The organism is Bacillus cereus group sp. BceL291, from assembly GCF_051776705.1.
Lineage (GTDB): Bacteria > Bacillota > Bacilli > Bacillales > Bacillaceae_G > Bacillus_A > Bacillus_A cereus.
Genome location: NZ_JBPWAP010000124.1, coordinates 1 through 9,735 on the forward strand (window position 1 = coordinate 1; position 9,735 = coordinate 9,735).

A 9,735-nucleotide genomic window follows, 5' to 3' on the forward strand; every position below is an offset into this window, starting at 1 on the left:
GTATTGTAGGACAATCCTATCGAATTAAAGATCATTTTAGCAAAGAAAATGATTGATTTTGTACATGCTTAAACAAGCGAAAATGTACATGTTTATCTTGACATTTACAAAATTTGAATGATGTACAAAATCATTTCTATTATAGCTAAGTTTCAAAACCATTTCTTCCACTCAAATACTATAAAAAAGAACTCATACTTATAGTATGCCCAACTAAATTAGTCTTATACCTGAACATTACAACTGCTATTTATAACTAAATTTCAAATATGCTACACCATTCTTTTTATAAACCTCCTTGGTCAAGAAGGTTTATAAGAAAATCTATCTCCATTTAATTTTCAACACAATTGGAAGTACACAACCTAGACATGTTAATGTCATATAAAGAATTAACTAACACTAATACCTATGATTGAGATTGACATATTAATTGATATTGATATGAAATGAAACAAAAATGTGTAGATGTTAATTTCATATCAATACTTAAGATGTTATATCACTCTGTTGATACCCAGATATAAATCAACGCAAAACTATTTGGTAGATCTACATTTAAGTTAATAGAATGTAACAACTAGCAAACCAGCGCATGCTATATTTTATTACCAATTACTTTTATTAACTTTTAAGGGGTTTAAGTCATAAACACCCATTAGAATAACTAGTATCTCTAAGTCTAAATGGTATTTTCTATCTCTGATCAACATGACATTAACAATCAGGATGATCCGTCCTTAGTTTGAATAGATTTTGTTAATGTTATATAGATAATTAACTAACACTAATACCTATGATTGAGATTGACATATTAATTGAGATTGATATAAAATGAAACGAAAATGTGTAGATGTTAATTTCATATCAATATTTAAGATGTTATATCACTCTGTTGATACCCAGATATAAATCAACACAAAACTATTTGGTGGATCTACATTTAAGTTAATGGAATGTAACAACTAGCAAACCAGCGCATGCTATATTTTATTACCAATTACTTTTATTAACTTTTTAAGAGGTTTAAGTCATAAACACCCATTAGAATAACTAGTATCTCTAAGTCTAAATGGTATTTTCTATCTCTGATCAACATGACATTAACAATTAGGATGATCCGTCCTTAGTTTGAATAGATTTTGTTAATGTTATATTAACCTCATAGCGATTTCTTATTTCATGTCAATGTTATCTTTATGGATATTCGAAGTATACTTATCTAATTTGGGTTAACATGTTAATCTCATCATCTTATTTATGATTTTATTAATATATGCAAGCGTGTACTAGAGATCGGATATCTACAAAAACACATCATCAGGATTATTCTAAATCAAACTTTAGTATCTTAAAAACTTCCTCAAAATTCCCCATAAAATTCTTTGTTTACGATTCACATTTCATGTTAAAAGGTAATCTTTTTAGATCAACATGTAAACATAGGGTTGATATGTCTATTATAGTTAACAAAACATTAACAATATGTGCTTGTGTGTTGTTAGAAGGTTGTTTTAATGTCGATTTCATGTCAATGTCGCATTTTATATCAATGTTAATTCACGGGCTCAGTTTGTTCTTAAATACTGATAAAGATCGTTTTGTTGATACTGACTACATAAATTTCTATCATGACATGCAATATACAGCTTAAATTGTACATTCTATACTAAATTAATATACATAAGTAGATCCGTAGCAAGTAAATAGGGGGTAGGAACGAACCTCTTTGAAGTATTATGATTGTACTCCTATATCCTTAAATACCGTTTTGTTTATTGAACAATACTAAATCTACATTAATATCATTTACTTTTTACTAGTTTTTATACGTGATAATTACATTTTGGACGTTACTATGTGTATTTTCCGTTATATACCTGAATTATATCCTTATAACTTATTTACAAAATAGCTTTATTTCCTTATCATTAATATTAAGTAGCCTAATTTGTTAATCTCATAGCAACTATCAGTAGTGCTACTAACATAATATATATTCCTATTAACAAAACATTACCACTGATATATTTCAAATTGGTAATAAAGTTACTAATTCAACCGAATTTTATACTAAACGTTAATGTTTTGTTAACAAGTATATGTTTACATGTTAATTTCATATTTCATGTAATTTACTGGTTTGGTAGGGATTTTTACAAATATTATCGAAATACTAGCTAACATGTTAATTTCAGCTCACATGTTAATTATAATTAGTTGTTTATGAGTTGATTTTTGAGGAGGTAGTTACAATGATTGAGCAAAAAAATGAAAAACAAGACCATCAAATTAACGATGATGATATATTAGATGATAATGTTTTCGAAAAAGCATGGCGGATAACAGAATTCTCAAAACTAGTAGGACGTCATCATAATACAGTTTATAATTGGTTCAATATCCTAGAAGAAAAGGGACTTCATGAAACTTTAAGAACTCAAAATACAAATGAAAAACTCTATAATGCTTTAGACCTTGAAATTGCTCTATTTATAAAGCAGAAAAGGGATGAGAAATGGTCTTTAGATGCAATTATTGACCTTTTACCACACCAGTTTGATTTAAGACCAGTGTCACCAGAACATCAAACAAATGAGGTATCCACTGAATTAAACCTTCAAGCTACTGCAGAAATTATTGAAAAAATGGTAACTAAACAGTTAGAAGAAAAAATAAAACATATTGAATCTCATTATGAAGAGAAGGTACAGAGTATATTAAAGCAGTTACCACAACCAGAAGATGTAGAAACGTTAAAATTACGCCAACGCCAAGATAGGCTTGATAATTTTATTATTGAACATAGAGCACGCCAAGAATTAAGAAAACAAGCAGAGAGCTTATGGAATAATAAACCTGAGGAAGAGCGTACTAGAAAAGCAGGCTGGTTTAAAAAAGAGGAAGATTTGAGTAAAAAACAACTCTTCATAGAGCAGTACATACAAGATAATATTATTGAGCATATAAAATCTCTTATGAATTCAGTAAAATAATAAAAAAGTCTGGAACTTAGTCCAGACTTTTTTATTATTTTGTAGTACCAAACATTTTATCTGGATCTAAAAAATCTGCTAGATCTTCATCTTCATTTGCTCCAGCATTATTATTTTCTTCATCACTACCCATATCGATAAAATCTCCAAATGCAAAACCTAAATCCTCATCCTCATCTATACTTTCAATCGTACTAATTTGAGACTTTTTATACTGAATTTGGCTTTGTCTTTCTTTAAACTCATTAAATTCTTCAACTAAACCTTTAGATAATCTCGATGGTAATGCATCAGTTTTATAGAATGTATATACACTTCCTAAGAAATCATTCTTACTCACCAAATATCCATTAAAGACTGTGCCATTTATAGGTAAATTATTTGAAACTTCTACCTTAGCGTCATCCATAAAGGAATCATTAATATTCTTTTGCTCATCTAGGATAGCAAGCATACCAAAATGATGTACTTTTGATGCTTCAACTGAACCATCATCGTTCTTCTTCATCAAATCAATTGGGGGATGGAAAGAGCTTCCTCTTAATGATTCTTGAAACATTTCTATAATTGCATGGCTATTTTCTATTTGATTCATATTACGTGAAACCTTATTAATTACTAAACAGCCCGTTTTCTCAAGTAAAATACGTTTAAAGTCTTGAGAATCCAGTATTACAGATGTACCAGATCCATTAGCAGCGGTATTTAACTCATGAATAATTTCACTAATACGTTGATTTGCATAATCTCGTGAATTAGCGACACCTTTTTTCTCATTTTCATTTAATTCCTTAAATTCATCGTAAAAATGCTGGTTATCAGCAAATACTACAAATGCTACACCTTTTGATTTATCATTTGCTAATTTCCAAATTTCCTGTGAAAATTTATTTACTTGTCGTAATACATCGGGCCCATCCGCTCGGACGGGAAGAGTTACAACAATCCCCATTTTAATAAAGTCTTTGCGCTCAATAGCATTTTCAAAGGCTATTCTTGCAAACTTTGCCTGATTCGCCTTAATTTCAGCCATTGGATATAGCTGCGCAACCTTTTGTAATTCTTGTCTGATTACTGGCTTGTTATGAAAAGCCGAAAATTCTTCAATGGCCTTAATGATTGTAGAAGTTCCAGTTCCTCCACCTAAACCTGCAAAAAATAAAACAAGTTCATCCGTAGGTCTTACACGTTCAGTAATAAATTCTTTTAGCTTTTCTTTTGCTTCCTCATTTGAATCAAGGACTTTTACTGCACGCTCAGGGTTCTTACCTAAACCACCTAATTTCAGTGAAACTTGATTACTTTTTGGTACATTTTTTAATTCAGCTAGATCTCCATCATTACTATTTAGTGCTAAGCAATTATATACTGCTGTGCCATCTGTATGTGTATATTCCGCAAATTTATCTACCATTCTAGTACCAGCTTGACCAAAACCGACCATCGTCATTTTAACTGCCACTTCATTCTTTAAGAAGTTTTTTGCCATTATTTTATCTCTCCTTATTTATCTTTTTTCTTTTCCCTAACTCAATCAGTACTTGTTGCCCTCTATAAGTTGAGATCAAAAATTTATATGGGTGCATGGTTTTTTCATAGATTAAAGACATTGATGATAACGTACTCACACTTATTTCCGCTGAACGTCTAGATATATTTGTACGTTCAACCTCTAATGAATAGGATTTTCCCTTTTTTTTCTTTACTCTCCTATCAATAACTACATTTTCCACTATTTCATTAATAGATATGCCCCTCATGTACTTCGTCTCTTGAAATTGTTTATTTACTATGTTTCCTATGTATAGAAATACACTATAGAGTATCTCATCTTGTTCAAGTATATCAGCAAACATGTTTACTACTTCATCTGCAAACTTGATTGTTTGATATTTTTCACTTAAAACTTCGTTCAAGTTGTCCCCCCCTTAAAACACTGGTTAATTATTCCTAGGAACATAGTACATCATTACACGTCGTATATCAAGTCATTATAAATAAAACTTATATAAAGGTCTTATATATAAGACTTATAAAAATAAAATTGGAATTAATCTATATATTATAAGGGTTTAGATGTACGACGTATATATAATGCGTATACGTGTTATATCAATCTTAAATTTCATGTGATTTACATTTCAACAAAGATTATTAAAAAATCCAGATTAAAATTTTAAAAAACTGATTAAAAATCACCTATTTTTTTAACATGAAAATCCAAGAAAAACTTATACACCTTATATATAAGTTTTATATATAAGGTGTATAATTTAATACTTTTATATCAATATTAAAACGAAAAATTACCTATCAAATTAACAAAAATATTTATATAAGACTCTTATATAAAACTTATATATAAACTGTACTTGTACAGCTTATATAATCCGGCTTTGATTTCTCAATTTTCTAACATCTTATATTAGTCGTGTGTATTTATATTACTAAAGAGATTTCAAAACATTCTTATAGCAATTCACACTAAGGTTTTCTTTATTACCTAGCTGTTTTAACAGGTTTTATCACTTATAAGACCGCTCATTGTTAATGTTATGTTAATGCACTGTTCTTCACTTAGTACTTGTTAGTTCACATTATTATATAAGTTATAAGAAAAATTATCCTCTGTTCCTCATTTGAATTCAATTCCTTGTCAATTTCATTCATTCCTTGAAAGCAAATAGAAGAGATTGTTAATTTCATATGAACAGCATCAATCCCCTCAATATTCAACATATTAAAAAGAGAATACTAAGATAAATCAAATTTGACATTCTAAAAGTAGTAGGATAACAACCACATCACTACTATGAAAAAGAAACATTTGTTCAAACTAGATTATTAAAAGTGAGATCTCATCTTATTAACATCAAAGTGATACTTACATTACAATATAAACTTTTGTAATGTAGTAGGAATGATGATAGCGATTATAACCTTACATAAAATTAACAATTGGTTAATTTTATCATTTCAGTTAGGATTACTCCTTCTCAACGAAGCAACAGGGGAAGTAGTTCAAGTGACTAAAACCTATATGTTAAGTACCTGTAGACATATTTCTAACTTATTTTTGATTTGGTAGAAACAATTAATAATATTTGTCTAAGTGAATTTATGATTCTATACAATAAAAAACAACTAAAAGAAAAAGTTGGAATTTTAAATTGAGTCAATATCAGAATTTGGAAAGAGCGCTTCATCACATATAAAAAGTTGAATTTCGAGTTAAAGATAGAGAAAATTACTCTTTATTATCAATAAGTCTTTTTATAATTCTTGAATAATTTTAATCAATTAAAATGGTATTTTTACTATCTAATAAATGTTAGGACGTCATAACATTATTTTACAAATGGAATTTCATTATAACTATTGTTAGGTGTCTAGTAGTAGCTCGTCCTAACAAAACAAAGGATTTAATAGGGCCTTATAAATCAATAATTTATAAGAGATTTATAAGAGTAGTTATCATCTCAACTTCGATGTACAAAACGAGGTATCTCTAAAGATTAAAATCTCTTATTCATTTTTTCTTATTTTACAACTACCACATCAATGTAATAGTATATGAAAAATAATAAGTATTTAAGTTAAGTTCAATTCAATATAAGAGGTGTATGCATTGTCCGAAAAAGTGTATAAATATAGAAGATCAGGTACCAAAAAACATTTTCACTTAAAAGAAGCTGACATATTTGTCTTTACAGTTTTATATTACAAAAGAGCACTTACAACAAGACAAATCACTCAGTTATATAGTGCATTTGAGGGAAGAGAATGTTCAGAAGCTAGCATATTTACAAAGCTTGACCGTTACTCACAATATGGAGCTATGCTAACTAAAAAAATAGATAAAAAGGCTGACAGTATTACGAAACGTGCTTTATTTTCCTTAAAAGAAAAGACAATTGAATTCTTAATGCAAATAGGAAGAATTTCTAAAAAAAGTTCAAAAAGACGTTACTCAAGAGCAACTTCTTTTCACACAATGTGTTCACGTGAGGTCATGATCCGTACTCTTTTAGCGACTACAAATAAGACACAAACGAATGAAATATTATATAAATTAGATATTCGTTCTTTTTACCAGAAAAAAAATGTGAAAATTGAGGACAACCAATTGGCCTTGATTCCTGATGAACATATTTCATATCAAGATAAAAATATCCATATTGAGATGGATATGTGTAAAGAAACCAATTCTACCTTAGTTGAAAAAGTTGAGAAGTACATAGAATATACAAAAAAAACAAATGAAGATGTAACGGTTGTCTTTGTTATGTACGACAAATCAATGTTCCTTGCAGAAGATGCAGAACCGCCATACGTACGTATGAAAAATCTATTATTTTCTATGCGGAAGTATCATGAACTATTAATGAATATACCAAATCTAAATGTACACATTTGCTCATTGAAAGATGCTGGAGATGTTATTTCAGATATCATTCTAGGAACAGATGATAATCAAAACTTGGAACAAGATATTCTTTTTCCTTTATCCCAACGTACAGTAGGAGATGTCAATTGGCGTTACACATTTGTCGAAAAAATTCAAACGTTTAAAGAATCAATAGATGGTGGCCTTCGACGAACATACAGGAGAGATAAAGATTCTATTCAAGATTTCTTTTTTATTTTTGGAAATGAAAATGATTACCGAATGATTGCAAGATTAGATGATGTCGTGTTTTCAAGAAGGGATGGAGATGAAGGCGTTCCACTTGTAGTTATCTATCCTAAACGTGAAAATCCTAGGGATATTCTACTGATGGATGCTTACGATAATGTACTACTTCTATCCATTCAAAATACAAATATAGCAACCGATGAACAGATCATGGTACATACTGCAAATAACGTTAATCCGAAAAGACGTAAATTTGTAGAATTATATTAATCGTTTATTTTTTATATAATTTTATTGATTTTTATTATTTAAGATGATAAAATAACGTTTGAACTAAACACTCAAAACTACAATCAAATCAGAACATATGAAATTAAGGCAAGCGACACACGCTGTTTTTACAGTGGGTGTCGCTTGCCTTTTTTTGTATGGAGAAAGGTGGAAGTGGAAAATGACAATGAACTTACAATTTGCAACAACTACTGGGGGAGTACTCTCAGCAAGAGAAGCATTTAAAACTCCAGAACTAGTCCTTAAACATATTACAGAAGGGGGAGCTAAATTTTGCGTTTCCCTACAAGATATCAAAATCCCAGGAAAACCTAATTATTATTGGTACGATGTAATAATTGAAACTGCAACGAATAACAAACTAGAGATAAATATTGCAGTACTTTCTCAAGAAGAATATAACCAATTGTGTGAAGGAGATAGTATTGACTTATATTTAAAACAAACTGAAGATGCAGCGAAGTTCTTTCTAAAAAAATCAAAGGAACAATACAAACCAGAACTTCATAATCGTTTTACATTACACCATAAAGCTCAACTATGTCTTTAAAAAGTAGGTGAACCTTTATGGAGACATCTAAGCAAAGATTACCATTATACACTACAATCACCTTAATTAGCGCATTTATCCTTTCATTTGGATTTGGTGTAGCAAACTACATACAGTTACTCTACTATGCATTTGAACCACCGTCTTATCCTATAGAAATTACATATGTACCACTATTTTTAATGTTTTTCTCTTTGCTACTAGGAGAATTTAGTTTTAGGTTCTACAGCCGTATCCCAGCTTTACAATTTCAAAATGGCAAGTTATTAATTTTAATTGCTTCTCATATTGCAGTAGATATTCAGTTTTTATGGTTTGCAACTGCTCCTATCCATGCGAAAGTTATTCCTTATCTTATGAATAAAGCAAAACATGTTAATTTTGGTGAATATCAAGCAATAGGGGATGTATTAACAGGAAATTTCCATACACTCACCATGATATTTGTATTCTTACCGACCGTATTTATGATTTTGTTTACTCTTTGGTATAGTGGCCATATTATCCGTTACAGAGAAGAAATCTTAAAGTGGGTACAAAAATACGAATATAAAAATCATAAGTTACAAAAGTGGTTTAATAGCCAAGAGGAACAAATATATCCTGATGTTGAGATAGGTCCTCATATTAAGCACAAAGAAATGATTCGAATCAAGGGGAAAGATAGAACCCTAAATGGAATTATTATTGGTCCTATTGGTTCTGGTAAGACATCTAGTTTAATTATTCCAATGATTAATCAAGATTTACACTGGATGGTACGTTTTATAAATAAGTTTGAAAATACGTATAAAAAGAATAATTACGATACAGAAGAAGTAAAAGGAACATTTTTAAATGGGATAACTGTTATTGAACCGAGTAATGATTTATGTCAAAAGGTATTTAAGTTAGTACAAGCACACAAGATTCCTGAAAGTTCGATTTATTATATTGATCCCACAAACCCTGATACCAAAAACATTAATATTTTACGTGGACCAGTTGATAAAGTAGCCGAGGTTTTTGCAATGGTTATCCAGGGTTTGTCGGAATCTAATAATGCATTCTTTGAACAAGCACAACGGAACCACCTTAAGCAACATATTTATTTATTAAAACTACATAACCCACAAAAAGATGTGACCTTTGATGACTTAATAGATATGTACGTGCGCCCATAAGGGTAGATTTAGAATTGATTAAATAGCACTAATCTAGGTTAGCTCACGAAAGACCTATTACCAATCACCTCACCTAGAAGGGAAACCTAAAGGGGAAAA

6 protein-coding genes are annotated in these 9,735 nt (G+C 29.7%); 4 read left to right on the top strand and 2 right to left on the bottom strand.

All coding sequences use genetic code 11. The features are described 5' to 3' along the window. Positions 1-2,255 precede the first annotated feature (2,255 nt). Positions 2,256-2,996: a MerR family transcriptional regulator gene (locus ACS2CR_RS32210; RefSeq protein ID WP_153603047.1), complete on the top strand. Its 741-nt coding sequence runs from the start codon at positions 2,256-2,258 to the stop codon at positions 2,994-2,996. A 34-nt stretch (positions 2,997-3,030) separates the two neighbouring features. Here ACS2CR_RS32210 and ACS2CR_RS32215 read toward each other — a convergent pair whose 3' ends face one another. Further along, positions 3,031-4,485, bottom strand: coding sequence for a cell division protein FtsZ (locus ACS2CR_RS32215; RefSeq protein WP_001097036.1), 1,455 nt, complete (start codon positions 4,483-4,485; stop codon positions 3,031-3,033). A gap of 4 nt (positions 4,486-4,489) precedes the next feature. Further along, complete coding sequence (locus ACS2CR_RS32220; protein ID WP_001006726.1) at positions 4,490-4,912, bottom strand: hypothetical protein; 423 nt, start codon at positions 4,910-4,912, stop codon at positions 4,490-4,492. 1,712 nt (positions 4,913-6,624) lie between these two features. Between ACS2CR_RS32220 and ACS2CR_RS32225 the strand changes: the two genes are divergently transcribed. The 3 genes from ACS2CR_RS32225 (at position 6,625) to ACS2CR_RS32235 (ending at position 9,636) form a co-directional block, all read left to right on the top strand. Continuing rightward, positions 6,625-7,902 carry a replication-relaxation family protein gene (locus ACS2CR_RS32225; RefSeq protein WP_098640064.1) on the top strand — a complete coding sequence of 426 codons (1,278 nt, stop codon included), beginning with the start codon at positions 6,625-6,627 and terminating at the stop codon, positions 7,900-7,902. A gap of 97 nt (positions 7,903-7,999) precedes the next feature. Further along, positions 8,000-8,473 carry a hypothetical protein gene (locus ACS2CR_RS32230; RefSeq protein ID WP_082044813.1) on the top strand — a complete coding sequence of 158 codons (474 nt, stop codon included), beginning with the start codon at positions 8,000-8,002 and terminating at the stop codon, positions 8,471-8,473. Positions 8,474-8,490: 17 nt separating this feature from the next. Continuing rightward, complete coding sequence (locus tag ACS2CR_RS32235) at positions 8,491-9,636, top strand: conjugal transfer protein TraG (protein WP_153603046.1); 1,146 nt, start codon at positions 8,491-8,493, stop codon at positions 9,634-9,636. The last annotated feature ends 99 nt before the right edge of the window (positions 9,637-9,735 follow it).